Source organism: Klebsiella sp. Q2, assembly GCF_009900705.1.
Classification (GTDB): Bacteria; Pseudomonadota; Gammaproteobacteria; order Enterobacterales; family Enterobacteriaceae; genus Klebsiella; species Klebsiella quasipneumoniae.
In genome coordinates, this window is the sequence record NZ_JAAABE010000004.1 from 258,778 (window position 1) to 280,607 (window position 21,830).

The window sequence follows — 21,830 nt, forward strand, 5'->3', positions numbered from 1 at the left end:
AGTTCATTTCACTGCCGCCTATGATAGTACAATAGTACGAGTATATTCGAACTATTTTGACTATTATTATGATTGGTCAGGTTGCGGCGGCGCGCGTGGTATCAGACCTGGAGTTTGGGTATAGTAGCCGCCAGCCGCCGATACGGGCTGCGACCGCCATGCGCCGCGCCACCGCCGACACAGGATTATTATGATCGTCAATCACCCCGAACGAGAACAAATTCGCCTGGAAAATGTCCTTTCCGCGCTCGGCAACCCGCTGCGACTGGAGATCATCCGCACGCTGGCGGACGGCAGCGAGCAGAGCTGTAACGCGCTGCGTCAGGAAGAGGTGGCCAAGTCCACCATGACCCACCACTGGCGCGTCCTGCGCGACAGCGGTGTGATCTGGCAGCGGCCTCAGGGACGGGAGAATATGATTTCGCTGCGCAGGGAAGATCTGGACGCCCGTTTTCCCGGCCTGCTGGATACGCTGCTTAACGTGATGGTGCGGGAGGGATAAGTATTTACGCCGGGTAGCCACTGCGCCTGACCCGGCCTACGGAGGCCTCCCGTCAGCTTATATACCCCAGGCCCGGCAAGCGCAGCGCCGCCGGGCAAAAGATATAGCACCGGGCCAAACGAAAAAAAGCCGGAGGTTTCCCTCCGGCTTTTCTCAATCACATCACGCTACGCCTTACGCCACGTCTTCGTACTGCGGCACCGGGTTGCGGAAGCTTTTGGTCACGCAGGCCAGATAGACCAGACCGATACCGGCCCAGATCAGGCCCAGAATCATCGAGCTCTCTTCCAGGTTGACCCACAGCGCGCCGACGGTCAGGGCGCCGCACATCGGCAGGAACAGATACTGGAAGTGGTCTTTCAGCGTCTTGTTGCGTTTCTCACGGATCCAGAACTGCGAAATTACCGACAGGTTAACAAAGGTAAACGCCACCAGCGCACCAAAGTTAATCAGCGCCGTCGCCATCACCAGGTCGAAGTTAATCGCCAGCAGCGCAATCGCGCCGACCAGGATGATGTTCATCGCCGGAGTGCGCCAGGTCGGGTGCACGTAGCCGAAGAAGCTTTTCGGGAACACGCCGTCACGACCCATCACGTACATCAGACGCGCCACGCCAGCGTGCGCCGCCATACCGGAAGCCAGTACGGTGATGGTGGAGAAGATCAGCGCGCCCACCTGGAAGGCTTTACCTGCCACGTAGAGCATAATTTCCGGCTGTGACGCATCCGGATCTTTAAAGCGCGAGATATCCGGGAAGTACAGCTGCAGGAAGTAGGTGGCAAAGATGAAGATCAGGCCGCCGATCAGCGCGGTCAGGAAGATCGCGCGCGGAATGACGCGCTCTGCATCTTTGGTCTCTTCAGACAGGTTGCTGATGCCGTCGAAGCCGGTAAACGAGAAGCACAGGATCGTCGCCCCGGTAATCATCGGGATCACGTGCGCGTCACCGGACCAGAACGGACGGCTGCTGGCCAGCGTACCGGCGCCTTCGCCGCCAAACACGCCATAAATCACCATGCCGAGGATAACGGCAATCAGCACCACCTGCAGCACCACGATCACGGTGTTGAAGTTGGCCACGGATTTAATGCTGCGCAGGTTAAAGGCGGTCATAAAGGCGACGAGCGCGATAACAAACACCCACGACGGAATCGAAGGCACCAGCGCTTCAAAATAGATTTTCGCCAGCAGAATGTTGATCATCGGCGCGAACAGGTAGTCGAGCAGCGAGGACCAACCCACCATAAAGCCAACGGTCGGGCTGATGGATTTCTGCGCATAGGTATACGCCGAGCCGGCGGACGGGTAACGACGTACCAGCTTGCCATAGCTCAGGGCAGTAAACAGGATAGCGATTAACGCAAAGGCGTAGGCCGTCGGCACGTGACCGTCGGTCATACCAGAGACGATACCAAACGTATCGAACAGCGTCATCGGCTGCATATAGGCCAGGCCCATCATTACAACCGGAACTAACGTAAGCGTTTTACGTAATTCCACGCGAGAGGTATTTGGAGTAGCGTTATGCGACATAGTTATCCCCTTTTACGGTGAACGCCAGCGCGTAAGCAAAAAATTGCCCCATTTCTTTCTATTCCTCAGCGACAACGACTGTCGGTTTTTAGTAAATATCTATCCGGTACGAAGCCCGGCCTCTTGGTATTGAATGATGTGTCTTTCGACCAAAAAAATAACCGACACTTTAAAAAAAAGCGTCGGCTAGTCTCTGGTTTTCAGGCCGCATATTTTGCAACAAATTCAACGGCGTTGACAAGATGTTATGAAGTTCATTGCGTAAGCATATTTTTTAACGTGCTAATATCTATACGGTTTCCATATGATAAATTGTAAAAATAGCACTATTTGCTAATAGCGTTTCCCGCCACCATTTGCCAGCCAAACCGCAGGTAGCGTCATTCCAGCCGATCCACGCGTGCTGACGAGGCGACTGCCCGCGCACGGTCAAGCTGACCAGTTCGCCGCTCTCCAGCAGCCCCTGCACCTGGTAACGCGGCAGGCAGCCCCACCCCAGTCCCATGCGCAGCAGCGCCAGCTGCCCCGCGGCGTCACACACCGTCAGGGTCTCCTGATCGGCGAGCAGCGCCCCACCCTCGCCGGTGGCCACCGCGCGGTAACGGCGCAGGGTTCGCCAGCTCAACGGGGCGCGGCGCTCCGCCAGAGGATGCTGCGGGGAGACCACCAGCAGCAGCTCCAGCTCGCCAAGGGGAAGATAATCATAGCCGCTCAGCGGCGGCGGCTCGCCGAGCGCCCCCAGCAGGAGATCGGCCTGCCCTTCCGTCAAGGGCCGCCAGTCCAGCAGCGAGGGGTTCAGCGTGAAGTGCAGCCGGGTCAGCGGCTGCTGTTGATAAAATGCGGCGATCAGCGGCGAGAGTTGCGCCACGGGAAAGGTGCTGTCCACCGCCAGGCGGAGGGTATGCTCCCACCCCTGCTGCAACTTAACCGCCCGGATCTCCAGTTCGCGGGCGATATGCAGCACTTCCCGTCCTTTCTCCAGCAGCATCTGTCCGGTGGGGGTAAAGCGCGCGCGGTGACCGCTGCGGTCGAGCAGCTGAATATTGAGATCGCTTTCCAGCCGGTGAATGGTGTAGCTCAGCGCCGAGGGCGTTTTAAAGAGCCTTGCCGACGCCGCGGCAAAGCTCCCCTCTTTTTCCAGTGCGTCGAGGATCACGAGGACATCCAGCAGTGGTTTCATCGCTACCCCCTTACGGTATGCGAATCACCGCTGGCGCATCACTCCATCGGCATCACCAGCGGATCGGGGTACTGGTACTCAAACCCCAGCTCATTGCAGATTCGATTGCCATCCACAATCTTGCCCTGGCCGCCGTCCGGGCTGTCACTGAACACCGGCGGCGGCAGCCCCAGCTCGCGGGCCATCTGCGGATAAAAGAGGCCGCGCGCCGGATGGCGGGGCGCACATAGATTATAGATGTGCCCGCCCTTCGGGGCCTGCAACAGCAGTTCGATAGCGGCCACCACATCCTGCAAATGCACCAGATTGACCACGTGCTGGCCATCCGGCGCCGACTTGCCGGCAAAAAAACGTCCCGGATGACGGGAAGGCCCCACCAGCCCGGCCAGGCGCAGAATATCCACCGACGTCCCCGGCAGGTTGTGCAGCCAGTCCTCCAGCTCCTTGAGCACCTGCCCGCTGGCGGTTTCCGGCAGTCGCGGGGAGTTCTCTTTCACCGTGCCGTTGACGTTGCCATACACCGAGGTGGAGCTGGTGAAGACGATCCGCGGAATATGGTACGCCAGCGCGGTATCGACGATCTCCTGCACCGCCTGCAGATAAAACCCTTCCCCCGCGCCGGTCCGCCGGGCCGGCAGCGTGATCACCAGCGCATCGACGTTCATCAGCGCGTCGAGGTCCTCGGTATCACAGACCAGCTGCGGCTCCAGGCGCAGCGGATAGCTGTCGATCCCGCACATCCGTGCCGCCTCCACGCCATCCTGCGTGGTTTTACTGCCGGTGACCTGCCAGCCTCGCGCCGTCAACGACAGCGCCAGCGGCATCCCCAGCCATCCCAAACCGACTATCGCGACCTTTTTCATCCCAGGCTCCTGACTCTTTCGCTGTGCTGATTACAGGCTACGCCAGCCAGCGGCAACTGACAATTTCTTCGCTCAATGTGAAATGAATTAATGATAGAAAAAAGCCCTTGCTTTCTGCGGCGGAAGTGGTTTAGGTTAAAGGACATCAAATGCATAGTCATTCACAGAGAATTTTATGAACCGCGTTCAATTTAAACACCACCATCATCACCATCATCCTGACTAGTCTTTCAGGCGATGTGTGCTGGAAGACATTTGGATCTTCCAGTGGTGCATGAACGCGCAGAGAGCCCCCGGAAGATTCACTTCCGGGGGCTTTTTTTTGGACCAAATTCGGACAGATTCAGACAGGTATTCAGAGGAAAAGAACAATGTTAGACAACACCCGTTTACGCATAGCTATTCAGAAATCAGGCCGTTTAAGCGAAGATTCACGCGAATTACTCAGCCGCTGCGGCATTAAAGTCAATTTGCACACCCAGCGTCTGATTGCGCTGGCGGAAAATATGCCAATCGACATTCTGCGCGTGCGTGATGACGATATCCCGGGCCTGGTGATGGACGGTGTTGTCGACCTCGGGATTATCGGCGAAAACGTGCTGGAAGAAGAGCTGCTCAGCCGCCGCGCCCAGGGCGAAGACCCACGCTACTTCACCCTGCGTCGTCTGGACTTCGGCGGCTGCCGCCTGTCGCTGGCGACCCCGGTGGATGAAGCCTGGAACGGCCCGGCGGCGCTGGACGGCAAACGTATCGCCACCTCTTACCCGCACCTGCTGAAGCGCTACCTCGATCAAAAAGGTATCTCCTTTAAATCCTGTCTGCTGAACGGCTCCGTGGAAGTGGCGCCGCGCGCCGGCCTCGCCGACGCCATTTGCGACCTCGTCTCCACCGGCGCCACCCTGGAAGCCAACGGCCTGCGCGAAGTGGAAGTGATCTACCGCTCCAAAGCCTGCCTGATCCAGCGCGACGGCGAAATGGCCGACGCCAAACAGCAGCTGATTGACCGCCTGCTGACCCGTATTCAGGGCGTGATCCAGGCCCGCGAGTCGAAATACATCATGATGCACGCCCCGACCGAACGCCTGGAGGAAGTGGTTGCCCTGCTGCCGGGCGCCGAGCGTCCGACCATTCTGCCGCTGGCAGGCGACAAGCAGCGCGTGGCGATGCACATGGTCAGCAGCGAAACCCTGTTCTGGGAGACCATGGAAAAACTGAAGGCGCTGGGCGCCAGCTCCATTCTGGTGCTGCCGATTGAGAAGATGATGGAGTAATCGGCCAGCCGGTCACGGGACACACAGGGGAAAACAATCATGAGCTTCAACACAATCATCGACTGGAACGGCTGTAGCGCTGACCAACAGCGACAACTCTTAACGCGCCCGGCGATTTCCGCCTCCGACAGCATCAGTAAAACGGTGGCGGAGATCCTCGATAACGTCAAAGCCAACGGCGACGCGGCGCTGCGCGAATACAGCGCGAAGTTTGATAAAACCACCGTCGCCGCGCTGCAGGTGAGCGAGGCGGAGATCGCCGCCGCCGGCGAGCGCCTCAGCGACGAGCTGAAGCAGGCGATGGCGGTGGCGGTGCAAAACATCGAGACCTTCCACAACGCGCAAAAGCTGCAGGCGGTGGATGTCGAAACGCTGCCGGGGGTGCGCTGCCAGCAGGTCACCCGCCCTATCGCCTCCGTCGGGCTGTACATTCCCGGCGGCTCGGCGCCGCTGTTCTCCACGGTGCTGATGCTGGCGACGCCGGCGCGCATCGCCGGCTGTCAGCAGGTGGTGCTCTGCTCGCCGCCGCCTATCGCCGATGAGATCCTCTACGCCGCGCAGCTGTGCGGCGTGAAAACCATCTTTAACGTCGGCGGCGCGCAGGCCATCGCCGCCCTCGCCCTCGGTACCGAGTCGGTGCCGAAGGTGGATAAAATCTTTGGCCCGGGTAACGCTTACGTCACGGAGGCCAAACGCCAGGTCAGCCAGCGTCTGGACGGCGCGGCCATCGACATGCCGGCCGGCCCGTCGGAAGTGCTGGTGATCGCCGACAGCGGCGCCAATCCGGACTTTGTCGCCTCCGACCTGCTGTCGCAGGCGGAACACGGCCCGGACTCGCAGGTGATCCTCCTGACCCCGGACGCCGGGATGGGCAACCGCGTCGCCGAGGCCGTGGAGCGCCAGCTGGCCGCCCTGCCGCGCGCCGAAACCGCCCGCGTGGCGCTCTCCGCCAGCCGGATCATCGTGGCCCGCGACCTGGCGCAGTGCGTGGCCATCTCCAACCAGTACGGTCCGGAGCACCTGATCATTCAGACCCGCCAGGCCCGTGAGCTGGTGGACAGCATCACCAGCGCCGGCTCGGTTTTCCTTGGCGACTGGTCGCCGGAATCCGCGGGCGACTATGCCTCGGGCACCAACCACGTCCTGCCGACCTATGGCTATACCGCCACCTGTTCGAGCCTCGGCCTGGCCGACTTCCAGAAACGGATGACCGTGCAGGAGCTGTCGCGCGACGGCTTTGCCGCCCTCGCCTCGACGATTGAGATTCTGGCCGCCGCCGAGCGCCTTGACGCCCACAAAAACGCCGTAACGCTGCGCGTTGCCGCCCTGAAGGAGCAAGCATGAGCATTGAAGATTTAGCCCGCGCCAACGTTCGCGCGCTGACCCCGTATCAATCCGCTCGCCGCCTGGGCGGGAAAGGCGACGTCTGGCTGAACGCTAACGAATTCCCCACCGCCGTGGCCTTCCAGCTGACCGAGCAGACGCTGAACCGCTATCCGGAGCCGCAGCCGAAGGCGGTGATTGAGAGCTACGCCCGCTACGCCGAGGTTAAACCGGAGCAGGTGCTGGTCAGCCGCGGCGCCGACGAAGGCATTGAGCTGCTGATCCGCGCCTTCTGCGAGCCAGGCGAAGACGCCGTGCTCTACTGCCCGCCCACCTACGGCATGTACAGCGTCAGCGCCGAGACCATCGGCGTCGAGTGCCGCACCGTGCCGACGCTGGCCGACTGGCAGCTCGACCTGCCGGGCATCGAGGCGCAGCTGGACGGGGTGAAGGTGGTCTTCGTCTGCAGCCCGAACAACCCGACCGGGCAGATTATCGACCCGCAGTCGATGCGCGACCTGCTGGAGATGACCCGCGGCAAAGCTATCGTGGTGGCCGACGAAGCCTATATTGAATTCTGCCCGCAGGCGACGCTCGCCGGCTGGCTCAGCGACTATCCGCACCTGGTGGTGCTGCGCACGCTGTCTAAAGCCTTCGCCCTCGCCGGCCTGCGCTGCGGCTTCACCCTCGCCAACGCCGAGGTGATTAACGTGCTGCTGAAAGTGATCGCCCCGTACCCGCTCTCCACGCCGGTGGCCGATATCGCCGCCCAGGCCCTGAGCGCGGAAGGGATCGCCGCGATGCGTCAGCGCGTGGCGCAGATCCTCGACGAGCGCCGCTACCTGGTGGAACAGCTGCGCGGCATCGCCTGCGTGGAACAGGTCTTCGATTCCGAAACCAACTACGTCCTGGCGCGGATAACCGCCTCCAGCGCAGTGTTTAAATCTTTGTGGGATCAGGGCATTATCTTACGTGACCAGAATAAACAACCTTCATTGAGCGGCTGTTTGCGTATCACTATCGGTACCCGTGCCGAGAGCCAGCGTGTGATTGACGCCTTGACTGCGGAGAATGTATGACCCAGAAGTATCTCTTTATTGACCGTGACGGCACCCTGATTTCCGAACCGCCGGTGGATTTCCAGGTGGACCGTTTCGACAAGCTGGCGTTTGAGCCGCAGGTGATCCCGGCGCTGCTGAAGCTGCAGCAGGAAGGCTATAAGCTGGTGATGATCACCAACCAGGATGGTCTGGGCACCGACAGCCTGCCGCAGGAGGCGTTTGATGGCCCGCACAATCTGATGATGCAGATCTTCGCCTCGCAGGGCGTTAACTTTGAAGAAGTGCTGATTTGTCCGCACTTCCCGGGCGACAACTGCGCCTGCCGCAAGCCGAAAACCCAGCTGGTGCTGCCGTGGCTGGAAAAGGGCGTGCTGGATAAAGCCCACAGCTATGTGATTGGCGACCGGGCCACCGACCTTGAGCTGGCGGATAACATGGGGATTATCGGTCTGCGCTATGACCGCGAGACGCTGAACTGGCCGACCATCTGCGAACAGCTGACCCGCCGCGACCGCTATGCCCACGTCGAGCGCATCACCAAAGAGACCCAGGTGGATGTGAAAGTGTGGCTGGACCGCGAAGGCGGCAGCAAGATCCACACCGGCGTCGGCTTTTTTGACCATATGCTCGACCAAATCGCCACCCATGGCGGCTTCCGCATGGAGGTCAACGTCGGCGGCGATCTGTACATCGACGATCACCACACGGTGGAAGATACCGGCCTGGCCCTCGGCGAAGCCCTGAAGCTGGCGCTTGGCGACAAGCGCGGCATCAACCGTTTCGGCTTCGTGCTGCCGATGGACGAGTGTCTCGCCCGCTGCGCGCTGGATATCTCCGGCCGTCCGCACCTGGAGTATAAGGCGGACTTCACCTATCAGCGCGTCGGCGATCTGAGCACCGAGATGGTGGAACACTTCTTCCGCTCGCTCTCTTACACCATGGCGGTGACGCTGCACCTGAAAACCAAGGGCAAGAACGATCACCACCGCGTGGAGAGCCTGTTCAAAGCCTTTGGCCGTACGCTGCGCCAGGCGATCCGCGTCCAGGGCGATGCCCTGCCGTCTTCCAAAGGGGTGCTGTAATGAATGTGGTGATCCTTGATACCGGGTGCGCCAACCTCAATTCGGTGAAATCGGCGATTGGCCGCCACGGCTATGAGCCGGTGGTCAGCCGCGACCCGGAGGTGGTATTGCGTGCCGATAAACTGTTTCTTCCCGGCGTCGGCACCGCCCAGGCGGCGATGGACCAGCTGCGCGACCGCGAGCTTATCGACCTGATCAAAGCCTGTACCCAGCCGGTGCTGGGGATTTGCCTGGGTATGCAGCTGCTCGGCAAGCGCAGTGAAGAGAACAACGGCGTTGATCTGCTGGGCATTATCGAGGAAGAGGTGCCGAAGATGACCGACCACGGCCTGCCGCTGCCGCACATGGGCTGGAACCGGGTGTATGCCAAAGCAGGCGATCGTCTGTTCCGCGGCATCGAAGAAGGGGCTTACTTCTACTTCGTGCACAGCTACGCCATGCCGGTCAACCCGTACACCATTGCCCAGTGCAATTACGGCGAGGCGTTCACCGCCGCGGTGCAGAAAGATAACTTCTTTGGCGTGCAGTTCCACCCGGAGCGCTCCGGGAGCGCCGGGGCGCAGCTGCTGAAAAACTTTCTGGAGATGTGATGATTATTCCTGCTTTAGATTTAATCGACGGCACCGTCGTTCGTCTCCACCAGGGCGATTATGGCCAGCAGCGCGACTATGGCAGCGATCCGCTGCCGCGCCTGCAGTCCTATGCCGCTCAGGGAGCGGAAGTCCTGCACCTGGTCGACCTGACCGGGGCGAAGGATCCGGCGAAGCGCCAGATCCCGCTGCTGAAATCGCTGGTCGCCGGCGTTGACGTCCCGGTGCAGGTCGGCGGCGGCGTGCGGACCGAGGCGGATGTCGCGGCTCTGCTTGAAGCCGGCGTCGCCCGCGTGGTGGTCGGCTCCACTGCGGTGAAATCCCCGGAGGAAGTGAAAGGCTGGTTTAAACGCTTTGGCCCTGAGCGGCTGGTGCTGGCCCTCGACGTGCGTATCGACGCCGACGGCAATAAGCAGGTGGCGGTCAGCGGCTGGCAGGAAAACTCCGGCGTGACCCTGGAGGAGCTGGTGGAGAGCTATCTGCCGGTCGGCCTGCAGCATGTACTGTGCACCGATATCTCCCGCGACGGCACGCTGGCGGGCTCCAACGTCTCGCTGTACGAGGAAGTCTGCGCCCGCTACCCGAAGGTGGCGTTTCAGTCGTCCGGCGGCATCGGCGATCTCAATGATATTGCCGCCCTGCGCGGCACCGGGGTGCGCGGCGTGATTGTCGGTCGCGCGCTGCTGGAAGGCAAATTCAACGTAACGGAGGCCATTCAATGCTGGCAAAACGGATAATCCCCTGCCTCGACGTCCGCGACGGCCAGGTAGTGAAAGGCGTGCAGTTCCGTAATCACGAGATCATCGGCGATATCGTCCCGCTGGCCAAGCGCTATGCCGACGAAGGCGCCGACGAGCTGGTGTTCTATGATATCACCGCCTCCAGCGACGGCCGGGTGGTCGACAAGAGCTGGGTGTCGCGGGTGGCGGAAGTAATCGATATTCCTTTCTGCGTGGCGGGCGGGATCAAGTCGCTGGAAGACGCGGCGCAGATCCTCTCCTTCGGCGCCGATAAGATCTCGATTAACTCCCCTGCTCTCGCCGACCCGACGCTGATCACCCGCCTTGCCGACCGCTTTGGCGTGCAGTGCATCGTGGTGGGGATCGATACCTGGTTTGATGCACAGACCGGCAAGTATCACGTTAATCAGTACACCGGCAACGAGAGCCGCACCCGGGTGACGCAGTGGGAAACCCTAGACTGGGTGGAGGAAGTACAGAAGCGTGGCGCGGGCGAGATCGTCCTCAATATGATGAACCAGGACGGGGTGCGCAACGGCTACGACCTGCAGCAGCTGGCGAAGGTCCGCGCGGTGTGCCATGTGCCGCTGATCGCCTCCGGCGGCGCAGGCACCATGGAACACTTCCTCGAAGCCTTCCGCGACGCCGACGTTGACGGCGCGCTGGCGGCCTCGGTATTCCACAAACAGATTATTAATATTGGCGAACTGAAAGCGTACCTGGCGGCACAGGGCGTGGAGATAAGGGTATGTTGACTGAACAGCTGGACTGGGAAAAAACGGACGGCATGATGCCGGCCATCGTGCAGCACGCCGTATCCGGCGAAGTGCTGATGCTGGGCTACATGAATAAGAACGCGCTGGAGAAAACCGAAGCCACCGGCAAGGTCACCTTTTACTCACGCACCAAACAGCGGCTGTGGACCAAGGGTGAAACCTCGGGCAATGTCCTCAACGTGGTGAGCATCACACCGGACTGCGACAACGATACGCTGCTGGTGCTGGTGAACCCGATCGGGCCGACCTGCCACAAAGGCACCACCAGCTGCTTCGGCGACGCCGGGCACCAGTGGCTGTTCCTGTATCAGCTTGAGCAGCTGCTGGCCGAGCGTAAGCACGCCGACCCGGAGAGCTCCTACACGGCGAAGCTGTATGCCAGCGGCACCAAGCGCATCGCGCAGAAAGTGGGAGAAGAAGGCGTAGAGACCGCGCTGGCCGCCACGGTGAACGACCGCTTCGAGCTGAAGAATGAGGCGTCGGACCTGATGTATCACCTGCTGGTGCTGCTGCAGGACCAGGGGCTTTCATTACAAGATATTATTGCCAACCTTAAGAGTCGGCATAAATAATCTGCAGGATGAAAGAAAAAAGGCCGGAAGCTGAAAAGTTCAGCAACCGGCCTTTATATTTTTAGGTCGAATTTTTTAGCGATTCTTTTTAAATTCTGCAACCTTTTCAGCTAACAGTTTTTCACTGGCTTTTATTAACGATGTATATTGAGAGTTCTCAAAGCCCCATAATGTTGACTGTTGCTCTTCTGCGTATCCTACAAGGAAAGGTAATGTAGTCACGACGACCAGATCTTGAGCTGATTCAACATAGCGGTCAATAGTATTGGTTTCGGCATCAATATTTTTCTCATCCCACTGGCTAATAAGATCCATACCACGGCGAGAATAAATATTCATAACCATACTAGTCATTTTGTCAATGTAGATATACTCAATACCATCCATTACCTTAACATCCAGTACCTTCGTGTCCTCATGCAGATGTGCAATTATGCCAGCAAAAATATGCCATTTAGCCTCAGTACTCTGTAGATGGTTAATAATTTTATTTAATTTATTATCATAATCAACCGGGAAAATAACATCATCTTCACAGATAATCCCCATTTCCGCCTTACTGGCCAGCATGCCTGAAAGCATATATTTATAGCTCATGCCACAACCAATCCAACCAATGCGATAACGGATCCCCTCGAAAAATTGGAATCCATGGGATGGACTAGCGAAAAAAGCTTTCCGGCGGACGGGTGTTTCAGACAATGATAAACAAAGGCGTGGGACATCTCCAGTTTGAAATTGCTCAAATGAGAAAATACTTTTGTATTGTGAAAAATTGAGTTTATCAATCGACAGCAGATAACGTCGCAGATAATAATTATTTTTATTATCTACATTAGTAAAGTGCTTAATTTTTTCTTTTCTTTCGTTGTAATATTCTTTATCAGATAACAAATTCTGAATTTTCTCGACCATTGCCGGAATATCACCGATGGGGCAAAAATCGATCACATCCTGTAGGTATTCATGCTCTACAATATCTGAACTGCTTTCACTCACTACAGGCGTCCCAAGCGAAATCGTTTCATATAGACGTGTGGTTTCAAGCAACGCATTTTCATAGTAATGAATGTTGACGACGACTTTCGCATTCTTAACCATTCTGGTGAGTTTATCACCGAAAACTTCCGAAGCGACAGTGACATTAAAATGCTTCTTCAATTCCTGAAGATAGGCCTTGCGGCGCTCACAGTTTGGATCGCCATAGAATAGAACATCTGCGTGTATATCACCTTTCTGATCATCCAGTACATAACCGTTATCTGCTAAATGGGCTGGGTAATCTGGAAAGCTGGAAATCGGCATATAAAACAATTTCTGATACGGAATGCCTTTATCCAGTAAATATTCAATATTTTTCAAAGAATAATCAAAAATAGCAACTGCATTATTAAGACGAGAAAAATACTCATCGGTAAACCATCTTGAGTTGACCGACTGCTCCATCTGGAAAGCAATGTAGTTACGGGGCAGTTGTTTGAACATTTGCGGACAAACTACAATGTGCATCTGCCCCATATCCTGCTCAATGGAATAAGCAGTACTGACATGGCCCTTAATTCCGCAATCAAGCAGATTCTTTTCAATCAAATGTGCAACGAATAGGGTATGCTGAGTAGCAAGAATTCTTACCGTTCCAGTATCGACAAATGGCGTAGCTGGTGAAGAGTCGATAGCAGCTCGGCTTAAAACACGTTTAAAACCATCAACCATCCCTGACCAGTTTCCTGACAATAGAAGACGAATAGCCGTTTTATATTTCGATTTTGAAAGAAGTCCACCCGATAAAATATAGCGAGAAAAAACATTATTACCGGAATTCGTGTATTCCCTCATCATTGCTTTTATAGTGCTAAATTCACCTCGGGAAATCCTTCCAGACATACGAACTGGCATGGTTAACTTCCACGACAGACTTCTGCGCATACGATCTACTTCATCTTGTTTGACTGCCAGGGCGGAAACTAATATATCCCTGTCTTTTGCTGCCAAGTCTGCCGTTTGCTGGAGTTTGGTAATCGCTGCAGCTAATTTTTCTCGCTCAGTAACCTCGGCAGCAAGCTGCGTTTTCAAATCTTCAAGTTGTTTGTTATTCTGGGCTAATGAGTTTTCTAAAATGGTTCTCATGGTGATATCTTTGGAAATCGCTTCGTTTATTAATGTTGACAGCGTATGGCTGTTTTCTTCACGCTCATCCGGCATTTTAGAATAAAATTGCAGGTGTTTACGTACGATATCCAGTTCTGCTGGATGGTCCAACCTGAATCGCAAATATTCCAGATTAAATATAAGTTCAAAGGGCACCAGATAAGCAAACAGATAAAATGCCATGGCATTTACTCTGGTGGGACCTGAGGCCTCCTCAGCGACAAAAGCATAGGAACAATCACCGAGAATATTAGTCTTTTTCTCGCATAAAAGCGCCTCTAAGCCAACGCTTGAGTTAATAGTATAAATAGAATGACATTTTTGAATAAATTCGAGGCTGTTTGCCGATGCATCAATGCTAAATATGTCATCTCGTAAACGAAATAAACTCCCGGGATGCGCCCGAACTAATATATTCTCGAGAGAATGCTGTTGACGAACATAAGAAATTAGAGATATATTCGTAAAATCATGGCTGTAAGCAATGATATTGGAATCGTCTTCTACCTGTAACACAATCCCAGCAACTTGGTTTTCACTTGACGAAGGTAATGAGATTGCTTCAAGAAAATAACGATGCAAATCATTCATTGAGCACGTAATATCAATTTCCGTCTGGCAAGATTCATAGCGTGCCCGAGCCTCGGTATTACCATTAACGCCGGTGAAATCCAGATATGCTGTATTGCGATACATCGGTGCTCGCAATGGCCCGATCTCAAGGTGTATAACCTCTTTATTTAAAGCTCTTGCGACTTTTTCAAGCGATGGACAGTTGCAGATAGAGACAAAAGCATCAACACGTTGAATTATTTCCTTTGTAAGTAAAGAAAATAACTCATTTTCAAGCTCGGAAATAGATTCGGTTAAAAATGTGGTAAATGATTTTATGGGGTCATGATGATGTTGAGCCAACATGGTTTCATACAAAGCATGATCAAGATACAGATATTCATGTCTGGCAAGGCTTTGTTCATCAGGAATAGAATATCCTAAAGATGCCATCGAGGCAGCATCAAACTCCCAACGGGAATGTTGTGTTTCATCGTTTATTACTTCAACATAATCAGGACTTGTGATAAAAAGTATCTTTTCGTTAGAACAATGCAAATACTTTAAAAAAAGCCATAAATAAGGGGCCTTCACCCCTCTGAACGGATAAGGAGGAAGAAAAACAGCAAACATGTTTTACTCTCCATTTGTAATGATTTTTAACGGAGCATGAATGACCCCGCCTAGCTCTCTGGCCGACCAAAACTTTATTTTCATCATCGGTCGACGTTGATCAAGTTCCTCTCGAGCACCGTTGCCAACCATAGCGAGGCCGCAGTGTATTAGGTAGTCGCCCGAATTTATAGGCAGCGTTGCTTTATAAACGATACGCTGACTACCTGGACGAAGTGTAATTGGCGAACCTGCGCCAATATTACTATCTCCCCAAATATCCCCTCCCTGAGCTTTGGATATGGAAAGGCCAAGAGCAACATCCTTAATCTCTTCGGTAGCTAATATGGTGAAATCAAATGTAACTTCTTCACCTGATTTGATGAGTGGTTTCTCTGTCAAAGGCGTACCATCTGATTTGTAGATGGTAAGATTTTTAATAATAGCACGCGCAGTACCAAAACGTTTTTCCCCAATTTCTTCATTAGCAGTATGTAACTGAATGCTTTTGAGGTCTTCCAAACTGCAAGTTTCAGAAGAGCGGTTCTCTGCAAGTTTTGTAGGCTCTGGTTTATCGTTGGCCAGGATCATCCCTTTCTCATAGGCCAGAACTGCAGCGAGAACATCATTGGTATCACCGATTAGTTTTCCGTGTTCCATCACCAGGCAGCGATCAGCATACTCAAGGATGCTGCCTGTTGAATGAGTTACCATAATGATGGTTACACCTTTCGCACGTAATGCTTCCATCCGTTTATAGCATTTATACTGGAAGCCAATATCGCCAACAGCTAACGCCTCATCAACAATCAAAATTTCCGGTTCAACACATGCTTGAACGGCAAAGGCTAAACGGACATACATACCGCTAGAGTATGTTTTTACGGGTTGATCAATGAACTGGCCGATATCTGCAAATTCTTCAATTTCAGCAAACTTAGCCGCAATCTGCTCTTTGGTTAAACCTAATACCGAACCATTTAAATAAACGTTCTCACGACCGGTAAACTCCGGGTTGAACCCAGCACCTAATTCAAGTAATGCAGCAATACGCCCATTAACACGTACATCTCCAGCGGAGGGGGTTAGTGTGCCGCAGATAATCTGCAGCAAAGTCGACTTCCCGGCACCATTTCGTCCAATAATACCTACCGTTTCCCCTTTTTTGATACTGAAGGAAACGTCATCGAGGGCCCAAAACTCACGAAAATAGCAGTTTCGCTCTCTGCGGACCACCTGTTGAAGTTTCGGCACAAAAAACTGTTTTAGACGATCAGTTGGACGCGCATATATCTGATAACATTTACTCAGGTTTGTAACTTGAATGGCAATTTCATTAGAGGACATCAGCAAATCCCTTCCTGGTTTTCTGGAAGAAGGCAAAACCCATCCAGGCTATGACTAAGGCACCCAAAGAATATAAAAACAGACCGATAAAATTAGGCATACCACCCCAAATAAGGACCGTTCGGGCTTGTTCAATAATAAAGGTTAATGGATTGAGCATGATCCAGATATGATACTTTTCAGGCAAGGCGCTTATAGGGAAGAATACCGGTGATAAAAACATTAATACTGTAGTAATGATTACCGTAGTTTGACTTACATCTCTTAGGAATACGCCAAGTGATGCTAAGATCCACGAAATGCCAAGGCAAAAAATAATTAAAGGGAAAAAGACCACAGGTAAAAATACTATGGTCCAATGTAAATATCCATTAAAAATGAAAAACGCCATCAGTAACACACAAAGGCTGATACAAGTATGAAATAATGCCGCAAATAAAGAGATAACAGGCAGCGTTTCCAAAGGAAATATAACTTTCTTCACATAGTTTGTATTTCCCAAAATAATCAGCGGTGCTTTATTTACCACTTCACTTAAAAAACCATGAACTATCATTCCGACAAATAAAATTATAGCAAACTGTGTCCTACTTTCGTCCCCACCAGTTGACCATCTGGCTTTGAATACCACGGAGAAGACAAAAGTATATACTGTTAACATAAATAAAGGGTTCAGAAAAGACCAAAGCAGGCCCATCACAGAACCTTTATATCTTCCAACAACATCACGTTTAGCCATCTGCAGAATAATACTCCAGTGAGTGGCAATACTGCGCACCACTGCTAATGGTGATGATGAAAGTTTTTGATGAGGGTTTTTCATTTTAAACTCGTATTTTATGGCAAATAATATTAAATTATTTTTTTGGGAATTTCATATATGGCTTGCTTATTATACGCATGTCTTTTACGATCAAGAAACCATCCCCATTTATTAAAATAGGAGACTGCGGAGCGAATATGGTACCAAAGTAATAATTTGCTTTTATACGAACCTTTATTAAAGGCATGGACAATAGTTGTTCCAGGATAATAGTATATTTTGGTTAGCTGTAATGCTCGGCGACATAAATCTACATCTTCCAGATACATAAAGTATCGTTCATCAAAACCGTTAAGTTTTTGTAATAATACATTACTTAATAACATGAAACAGCCAGATACCGTTGGTGGGGAAAATATCTCATCATAGGCTGCATCTTTCAGTTCATATTTAACATCGTACTTTATCGCTGTAACTGGAAAGAAACGTCTTAAAAACAGATTACCGGGAGTAGGTAGTAGACGGCAACTATATTGTCTCTCACCATTTCTATATATTATTTGCGGGGAAACAAAACTATACTCATTTTCCCACGCAAACGAAACTAATTTATCAAGTGACTGCTTATCAAAGCTAATATCCGGATTACATATCAAGAAATAACCGTCAAAGTCTGCACTTGCTTTTATTGCAAGATTATGTCCAGCACCAAAACCACAGTTGTAAGGAGACTTGATGTAGCTCACCTTAGGTTCATTCAATGATGCCGCCCACTGACAACCACCATTATCAACGAAGATTATTTTTTCAACGCTCTCTTCATGGCATAATGAGAGGAACGTATCTTTAATATCATCATAGGAATGATTAAATAATACAATAGAAGCGATAACTTTAGGCTTCATTGCTTTATAATTCATTAATCGATTACCTTTAGGATAAAAATTATTTATTATTATTATTGATAGTAACTTGTGATATCCATTATCGAACAAGAATATTTATACTTAAGCGTAGACTTCCGCAGTGGCCAGAGTATGTGCCCGCAGGTCTTTCTCCGACAGCGACAGCACGCAGTCGCTCAGCGCCGGCCAGTCAATCCCTATCTCCGGATCGTTCCAGATGATGCTCCGTTCTGACTGCGGCGCGTAGTAGTTCGTCGCCTTATAGACAAACTGCACCGTGTCGCTCAGCGCCATAAACCCGTGGGCGAACCCTTCCGGGATCCACAGCTGACGTTTATTCTCTGCGCTGAGCACCGCGCCCACCCATTTGCCAAAGGTGGACGATGAACGACGGATATCCACTGCCACGTCAAACACCTCGCCTTCCACACAGCGGACCAGTTTGCCCTGGGCGTGCGGAGCCAGCTGATAGTGCAGCCCGCGCAGTACGCCTTTCTGGGACTGGGAATGGTTGTCCTGGACGAATTCCACCTGACGGCCCACCGCCTCATTAAACACCTTGCTGCTGAAGCTCTCAAAGAAGAAGCCCCGCGCATCACCAAACACGCGCGGTTCAAAAATCAGCACCTCAGGAATCTCTGTTTTAATAATGTTCATCTTTTGCTAACCGTTTATTTGCCCAGGACTTCTGTTACCACGCGAGCCACACCCTGACGCCAGTCCGGGAGAGTCACCCCGAATGCCTGCTGAAATTTTTCATTCGACAGGCGTGAGTTGAGCGGACGCTTCGCCGGCGTCGGATAGGCCGTCGTCGGAATGCCCTTCACTTCCTGAACCGCCAGCTCGGCACCGTGCGCCCTCGCCACCTCAAACACATAGCGGGCGTAGTCGCACCAGCTGGTCTCGCCGCTGGCCACCAGATGATAGGTGCCGGCCAGCGCCGGATTACGCAGCGTTTCACGGATTGCCGTCGCCGTGCAGTCTGCCAGCAGCTCTGCGCCGGTGGGCGCCCCGTGCTGGTCGTCAATGATGGAGAGCGTCTCTTTCTCACCCGCCAGGCGGAGCATGGTTTTGGCAAAGTTGGCGCCGCGGGTGGCATACACCCAGCTGGTACGGAAAATCAGATGACGCGGGTTGCCCTGCTCCAGCGCCAGCTCACCGGCGCGTTTGGTTTCACCGTAGACGTTCAGCGGGCCAGTCGCTTCATCTTCCCGGCGATAATGGCTGCCGGCACCGTCGAACACATAGTCTGTGGAATAGTGCACCATCAGGGCCCCCAGCTTCGCCGACTCTGCCGCCAGCACCGCCACCCCTTTGTCGTTCAGCAGGTCGGAGAGCTCCCGCTCGCTTTCTGCCTTGTCCACGGCCGTGTGCGCGGCGGCATTCACCACCACATCCGGGCGGACGGTACGCACGGTCTGCGCGATGCCTGCCAGGTTCGTCAGGTCACCGCAAAGCTCTTTATCAAAATAATCCACCGCGACCACGTCGCCGAGGGTGGACAGGGAACGCTGCAGCTCCCAGCCCACCTGGCCATTCTTGCCAATCAGTAAAATCTTCATTCTCTGTATCCTGTCGTTGACGAAGAAGGCATTAACGCTCGTTCAGCAGGCGCTTGAGATAAGCACCGTACTCGGTTTTCTTCAGGCGTTCGGCCTGAGCCGCCACCCCTTCCGCCGACAACCATTTGTTGCGGTAACCGATCTCTTCCAGGCACGCGACCTTCATCCCCTGACGCTTCTCAATGGTGTGAATGAACTGTGATGCGTCCATCAGGCTGTCATGAGTGCCTGTATCCAGCCAGGCAAAGCCGCGCCCCAGGAGTTCAACATGCAGGTCACCGCGCTCCAGATACATCTGGTTGAGAGTGGTAATCTCGAGTTCCCCGCGTGCTGAAGGCTTAACGTCCTTCGCCATCTCCACCACGTTATTGTCGTAGAAATAGAGACCAGTTACGGCCCAATTTGATTTCGGCTTTAATGGTTTCTCTTCAATTGACAGCGCTTTAAAGTGCTCGTCAAACTCCACCACGCCAAAGCGCTCCGGATCCAGCACCTGGTAACCAAACACCGTGGCACCGGAGGTCTTCGCCGCCGCTGCTTCCAGCTTTTTACCGAAGCTCTGGCCAAAGTAGATATTATCCCCCAGCACCAGGGCGCAGGCATCGTTGCCGATAAACTTCTCGCCAATGATAAAAGCCTGCGCCAGACCGTCCGGCGACGGCTGAATGGCGTAGCTGAAGTTCACCCCGAACTGCGCCCCGTCACCCAGCAGGCGCTGGAAGGAAGGCATGTCTTCAGGCGTGGAGATGATAAGGATATCGCGAATGCCCGCCAGCATCAGGACAGACACCGGGTAGAAAATCATCGGCTTGTCGTAGATAGGCAGCAGCTGCTTGGAGACGCCCTGGGTGATGGGGTATAAACGCGTGCCGGAGCCGCCGGCCAGAACAATGCCCTTCATCTTCAGTTCCTTTTTTATTTATTCAGGCCAAGACGCTCGCCGGCATAGGAGCCGTCCAGCACACGCTGCCACCAGGTCTGGTTGTTCAGGTACCAGTGCACAGTTTTCTCAATTCCGCTCTCGAACGTTTCCTGCGGCACCCAGCCCAGATCGCGCTGGATTTTCGTGGCATCAATGGCATAACGCAGGTCATGTCCCGGACGGTCGGTAACAAAAGTGATCAGGTCAGCAAAGTGGGTGATGTTTCCCGGCTTCTGCGCCACCACCTTGTCGAGAATGGTGCAGATGGTGCGCACCACATCGATATTTTTACGCTCGTTATGACCGCCGATGTTGTAGGTCTCGCCGCTCTTGCCTTCGGTCGCCACTTTGTACAGCGCACGGGCATGGTCCTCAACATACAGCCAGTCACGGATCTGCTCCCCGTTGCCATATACCGGCAGAGGTTTACCCGCCAGGGCATTAAGGATAGTCAGCGGGATCAGTTTTTCCGGGAAGTGATACGGACCGTAGTTGTTGGAGCAGTTTGTCACCACCACTGGCAGGCCGTAGGTGCGGTTCCGGGCGCGAACCAGATGGTCGCTGCCCGCTTTGGAGGCGGAGTACGGGCTGCTCGGGGCGTACGAAGTCTCTTCGGTGAACAGGTCATCGGTGCCGTGCAGGTCGCCGTACACTTCATCGGTGGAGATATGATGGAAGCGGAAGGCCTGCTTCTGTTCCTCTCCAAGCCCGGACCAGTAGTGGCGGGCTGCCTCCAGCAGAGTGAAGGTGCCGATCACGTTGGTCTGGATGAAGGCGGCCGGGCCATCAATGGAACGGTCCACATGACTTTCTGCAGCGAGGTGCATCACGATATCCGGACGGAACTCGCTGAACTGGGCCGCCACGGCAGCGGCATCGGTGATATCGGTCTGGGAAAACGAGTAGCGTTCACTCCCGGCCACCGGCGCCAGGGATTCGAGGTTGCCGGCGTAGGTCAGGCAGTCCATCACACGGACTTCGTCCAGGGTATTTTCAATGATATGACGAACCACGGCAGAACCGATAAAGCCTGCGCCCCCGGTGACAAGAATCTTCATACTCTCTCTCGTTTTTCAATGAATTACATACAATTTTCTGAAGTAGCAAACAACCGCAGGCACGCTACCGCCATTGGCTTTCGCAACCAAAATGCGTAGTGCCTGCAGTAATTTGTATATGTCATCAGCTAAAGTTAGCGGAACATGAACCACGCTCTCATTGTGCTGGAAACGGCAAGTCGGCCAAACAGCGGTCACTTTGCTTGCTTCTATGCCCTTTCGCTATCAGGACTTTCCCAAACAGCTAAAGGAATCTCTCTGAAGCAGAGAGATGCGCTCAGTGCCGGGCTATCATCCCTCTCAGCATCACTTCGGTCGTTGATATCATGGCAAAGCCGCACTATCACCATTACGAAGTGCAGCACACTCAACATCGCTTAGTACCCAACAAGGTAGCGCCGCATTATAGCGCTGGTTATACAGAATAAAAATCAAAAAGCGGTGTGAATTAATTCAAGGTATGAATGG

General features: G+C 53.7%; 22 protein-coding genes and 1 other annotated feature. Of the genes, 10 read left to right on the forward strand and 12 right to left on the reverse strand.

Annotated elements, in window-relative coordinates; genetic code table 11:
* Window positions 1–190: 190 nt before the first annotated feature.
* The gene (locus GT756_RS16805) at window positions 191–502 is read left to right on the forward strand and encodes a helix-turn-helix transcriptional regulator (protein WP_160124934.1); all 312 of its coding nucleotides are present in this window, start codon (window positions 191–193) and stop codon (window positions 500–502) included.
* Between the two features lie 174 nt (window positions 503–676).
* On the opposite strand, the gene plaP is transcribed toward GT756_RS16805, so the two are convergent.
* From plaP to GT756_RS16825, 4 genes are all read right to left on the reverse strand, one after another.
* The gene (gene plaP / locus GT756_RS16810) at window positions 677–2,035 is read right to left on the reverse strand and encodes a putrescine/proton symporter PlaP (RefSeq protein ID WP_004203583.1); all 1,359 of its coding nucleotides are present in this window, start codon (window positions 2,033–2,035) and stop codon (window positions 677–679) included.
* Window positions 2,025–2,087 carry a membrane protein YoeI gene (gene yoeI / locus GT756_RS26385; RefSeq protein WP_096335043.1) on the reverse strand — a complete coding sequence of 21 codons (63 nt, stop codon included), beginning with the start codon at window positions 2,085–2,087 and terminating at the stop codon, window positions 2,025–2,027. Before yoeI ends, plaP begins: the two co-directional genes overlap by 11 nt.
* 237 nt (window positions 2,088–2,324) lie before the next feature.
* Window positions 2,325–3,215: a LysR family transcriptional regulator gene (locus GT756_RS16820; RefSeq protein ID WP_160124935.1), complete on the reverse strand. Its 891-nt coding sequence runs from the start codon at window positions 3,213–3,215 to the stop codon at window positions 2,325–2,327.
* Between the two features lie 38 nt (window positions 3,216–3,253).
* Window positions 3,254–4,078: an SDR family oxidoreductase gene (locus GT756_RS16825; RefSeq protein WP_004203585.1), complete on the reverse strand. Its 825-nt coding sequence runs from the start codon at window positions 4,076–4,078 to the stop codon at window positions 3,254–3,256.
* 175 nt (window positions 4,079–4,253) lie between these two features.
* Here GT756_RS16825 and hisL point away from each other — a divergent pair, with 175 nt between their 5' ends.
* The 9 genes from hisL (at window position 4,254) to hisIE (ending at window position 11,493) form a co-directional block, all read left to right on the forward strand.
* Window positions 4,254–4,304 carry a his operon leader peptide gene (hisL, locus tag GT756_RS16830; protein ID WP_004899375.1) on the forward strand — a complete coding sequence of 17 codons (51 nt, stop codon included), beginning with the start codon at window positions 4,254–4,256 and terminating at the stop codon, window positions 4,302–4,304.
* Window positions 4,280–4,402: a sequence feature (His leader region), on the forward strand. Its footprint overlaps the gene before it by 25 nt.
* Window positions 4,403–4,449: 47 nt before the next feature.
* On the forward strand, window positions 4,450–5,349 hold the full coding sequence (hisG, locus tag GT756_RS16835; RefSeq protein WP_002912152.1) for an ATP phosphoribosyltransferase: 900 nt from the start codon (window positions 4,450–4,452) through the stop codon (window positions 5,347–5,349).
* Window positions 5,350–5,388: 39 nt separating this feature from the next.
* On the forward strand, window positions 5,389–6,693 hold the full coding sequence (hisD, locus tag GT756_RS16840; RefSeq protein ID WP_004203587.1) for a histidinol dehydrogenase: 1,305 nt from the start codon (window positions 5,389–5,391) through the stop codon (window positions 6,691–6,693).
* Window positions 6,690–7,751 carry a histidinol-phosphate transaminase gene (gene hisC / locus GT756_RS16845; RefSeq protein ID WP_004203588.1) on the forward strand — a complete coding sequence of 354 codons (1,062 nt, stop codon included), beginning with the start codon at window positions 6,690–6,692 and terminating at the stop codon, window positions 7,749–7,751. Before hisD ends, hisC begins: the two co-directional genes overlap by 4 nt.
* On the forward strand, window positions 7,748–8,815 hold the full coding sequence (hisB, locus tag GT756_RS16850; RefSeq protein WP_160124936.1) for a bifunctional histidinol-phosphatase/imidazoleglycerol-phosphate dehydratase HisB: 1,068 nt from the start codon (window positions 7,748–7,750) through the stop codon (window positions 8,813–8,815). Before hisC ends, hisB begins: the two co-directional genes overlap by 4 nt.
* Window positions 8,815–9,405 carry an imidazole glycerol phosphate synthase subunit HisH gene (hisH, locus tag GT756_RS16855; protein WP_002912227.1) on the forward strand — a complete coding sequence of 197 codons (591 nt, stop codon included), beginning with the start codon at window positions 8,815–8,817 and terminating at the stop codon, window positions 9,403–9,405. Before hisB ends, hisH begins: the two co-directional genes overlap by 1 nt.
* Window positions 9,405–10,142, forward strand: a complete 738-nt coding sequence (gene hisA / locus GT756_RS16860; RefSeq protein ID WP_004203590.1) for a 1-(5-phosphoribosyl)-5-[(5-phosphoribosylamino)methylideneamino]imidazole-4-carboxamide isomerase — start codon at window positions 9,405–9,407, stop codon at window positions 10,140–10,142. Before hisH ends, hisA begins: the two co-directional genes overlap by 1 nt.
* Window positions 10,124–10,900 (forward strand): imidazole glycerol phosphate synthase subunit HisF, encoded by a 777-nt coding sequence (gene hisF / locus GT756_RS16865; protein ID WP_160124937.1) that lies wholly within the window; start codon window positions 10,124–10,126, stop codon window positions 10,898–10,900. The genes hisA and hisF overlap by 19 nt, the downstream gene beginning before the upstream one ends.
* Window positions 10,894–11,493 carry a bifunctional phosphoribosyl-AMP cyclohydrolase/phosphoribosyl-ATP diphosphatase HisIE gene (hisIE, locus tag GT756_RS16870; RefSeq protein ID WP_160124938.1) on the forward strand — a complete coding sequence of 200 codons (600 nt, stop codon included), beginning with the start codon at window positions 10,894–10,896 and terminating at the stop codon, window positions 11,491–11,493. The genes hisF and hisIE overlap by 7 nt, the downstream gene beginning before the upstream one ends.
* A 75-nt stretch (window positions 11,494–11,568) precedes the next feature.
* On the opposite strand, the gene GT756_RS16875 is transcribed toward hisIE, so the two are convergent.
* The 8 genes from GT756_RS16875 to rfbB form a co-directional block, all read right to left on the reverse strand.
* Window positions 11,569–14,826, reverse strand: a complete 3,258-nt coding sequence (locus tag GT756_RS16875) for a hypothetical protein (protein ID WP_160124939.1) — start codon at window positions 14,824–14,826, stop codon at window positions 11,569–11,571.
* A 3-nt stretch (window positions 14,827–14,829) separates the two neighbouring features.
* Window positions 14,830–16,152 (reverse strand): ABC transporter ATP-binding protein, encoded by a 1,323-nt coding sequence (locus GT756_RS16880; RefSeq protein WP_080841667.1) that lies wholly within the window; start codon window positions 16,150–16,152, stop codon window positions 14,830–14,832.
* A complete protein-coding gene (locus tag GT756_RS16885) occupies window positions 16,142–16,975 on the reverse strand; it encodes an ABC transporter permease (RefSeq protein WP_023318680.1) in 834 nt (277 codons plus the stop codon). Before GT756_RS16885 ends, GT756_RS16880 begins: the two co-directional genes overlap by 11 nt.
* 29 nt (window positions 16,976–17,004) lie before the next feature.
* A complete protein-coding gene (locus tag GT756_RS16890) occupies window positions 17,005–17,835 on the reverse strand; it encodes a glycosyltransferase (protein WP_023318681.1) in 831 nt (276 codons plus the stop codon).
* 87 nt (window positions 17,836–17,922) lie between these two features.
* On the reverse strand, window positions 17,923–18,477 hold the full coding sequence (rfbC, locus tag GT756_RS16895; protein WP_048295138.1) for a dTDP-4-dehydrorhamnose 3,5-epimerase: 555 nt from the start codon (window positions 18,475–18,477) through the stop codon (window positions 17,923–17,925).
* A 14-nt stretch (window positions 18,478–18,491) separates the two neighbouring features.
* A complete protein-coding gene (gene rfbD, locus GT756_RS16900) occupies window positions 18,492–19,382 on the reverse strand; it encodes a dTDP-4-dehydrorhamnose reductase (protein WP_109882946.1) in 891 nt (296 codons plus the stop codon).
* 31 nt (window positions 19,383–19,413) lie between these two features.
* On the reverse strand, window positions 19,414–20,283 hold the full coding sequence (gene rfbA, locus GT756_RS16905) for a glucose-1-phosphate thymidylyltransferase RfbA (RefSeq protein WP_049004238.1): 870 nt from the start codon (window positions 20,281–20,283) through the stop codon (window positions 19,414–19,416).
* 14 nt (window positions 20,284–20,297) lie between these two features.
* A complete protein-coding gene (rfbB, locus tag GT756_RS16910; RefSeq protein WP_160124940.1) occupies window positions 20,298–21,362 on the reverse strand; it encodes a dTDP-glucose 4,6-dehydratase in 1,065 nt (354 codons plus the stop codon).
* Between the last annotated feature and the right edge of the window lie 468 nt (window positions 21,363–21,830).